The 1,582-nt window shown below is 39.0% G+C and carries 1 protein-coding gene; it reads right to left on the bottom strand.

Annotated features, from left to right (window positions below):
* Window positions 1-128 precede the first annotated feature (128 nt).
* Window positions 129-1,322 (bottom strand): IS110 family RNA-guided transposase, encoded by a 1,194-nt coding sequence (locus OXPF_RS17190; protein ID WP_054876465.1) that lies wholly within the window; start codon window positions 1,320-1,322, stop codon window positions 129-131.
* Between the last annotated feature and the right edge of the window lie 260 nt (window positions 1,323-1,582).

Here is a 1,582-nt window from a genome sequence, read left to right as displayed (position 1 = left end):
GATAAACCTTGCTAATAAAAGTCAAGAGTTTTTTAAAAATATAAAAATTTTTTGTTAATAAAAATGGATAACCTTAAAAAACCTCATCTAGTGATGAAGAAAAAAATCTGTTATGATATAAGCGGATTTTATTTATCAAGTTCCTTTACACGGGCATAATAAATCCGCAGAAACTTATTAACGCCAGCCATTTTGGCAACGTTCAATGGTTTCCCTTCTTGTTCCTTTTTGTGTATGAAAAGGTAAACAGGATCACCTTGAGGTTTGTGCATTTTGAGCGACTGCATGACCTCATAACAGACTTTTCTGAGAGCCGGATTGCCGCGTTTGGAGATATGTCGGTTCTGGCTCTCGAATTGTCCTGACTGGTATGGAGGTGCATCATTACCGGCATAGGCATTCAGAGCTTTGCCGCTGGTAAATCGCCGGACATCTCCGATTTCAGCGATAATGCGGGGAGCCAGCCTGTCCCCAACACCGTGCATGGAATGCAGAACAGAGTATTCCGGCAGCGTTTCTGCAATTGAACGCATTTGTGTAATGATTTCTGTTGCGGCAACATGGGATTGAATCACTAAGTCAAGGCATTGCTCTTGTGCAAGTACAGTATAGTAATCGGAGCCTCTGGTAGTTATACTATTAGAGGCTAATTCATAAATCCGTAAGCATTTTGCCTGATAGTCACGGCAGCCAGCCTTCCCGGCAAATTTAGAATAACTGTTAAAAAAGCGTTTCTGCCCCATAGCCTTAATGGAATCAAAACTTTTATATTTACGGATAAATAAAAAGAACAGATTTTTTTCAGGCTTTTGATTATTGGTATTTAGGATTTTTTCGATGCCGGGCATTGTTTCATCCAGGATATTGCCCAGATATACTCTGTTTTTTACTTTAGTGGAAATACGCTGGTTATACTGCGCGGATAGAAATTTTAAATCAGAGTATTTCTGTTCTCTTGAGGAAAAAGATACAAGAGAATAGGATTTTTCAAGAACATAGGTAGCAATGCGCAGGGCATCTTTTTTATCCGTTTTGGAACGCCGCATCTCGCCGTCTCCATACTTCTTGATAAGATATGGATTGATTACAGAAACAAACATATCTGTTTCGAGAAATTTTTTCAGTACAGGAAGATGGTAATGTCCGGTTGCTTCCATCAGGATTTTTACAGAGTCATCATAAGAACGTAATTGAGAAATCAGGTCATTCATGGATTGCTCTGTATGTTGCACATCAAAAGGTTTTGCAAGTATTTGGCCATCGGAAGATAAGATGGCAATAGTGCTTTTTGATTTGGATACATCAATTCCAACAGCGATCATAGGTGATCGGTCCCTCCTTTGTGAATTATTATGATTGGTTCCAACAACTCAGGTTCCATTCATGTTCGTTAGTGACACGGGAGCAAAAGTCCCAACTTGCTGAATCGAATATCAGGAAGATGAGCGCTGGCTGACAAGTTTATCTTCGGGCGTGTTGTCCCAATAGGAAATTACGTCAGCCAATCAAACTCATCATAACAAAAAATAGAGAGTAAAGATTATTGAAAATCTCTACTCTTATATAGTACGAATTGGAATTT

Source organism: Oxobacter pfennigii (assembly GCF_001317355.1).
GTDB classification, from domain to species: Bacteria; Bacillota; Clostridia; order Clostridiales; family Oxobacteraceae; genus Oxobacter; species Oxobacter pfennigii.
This window is presented reverse-complemented; position numbering and strand designations above follow the sequence as displayed.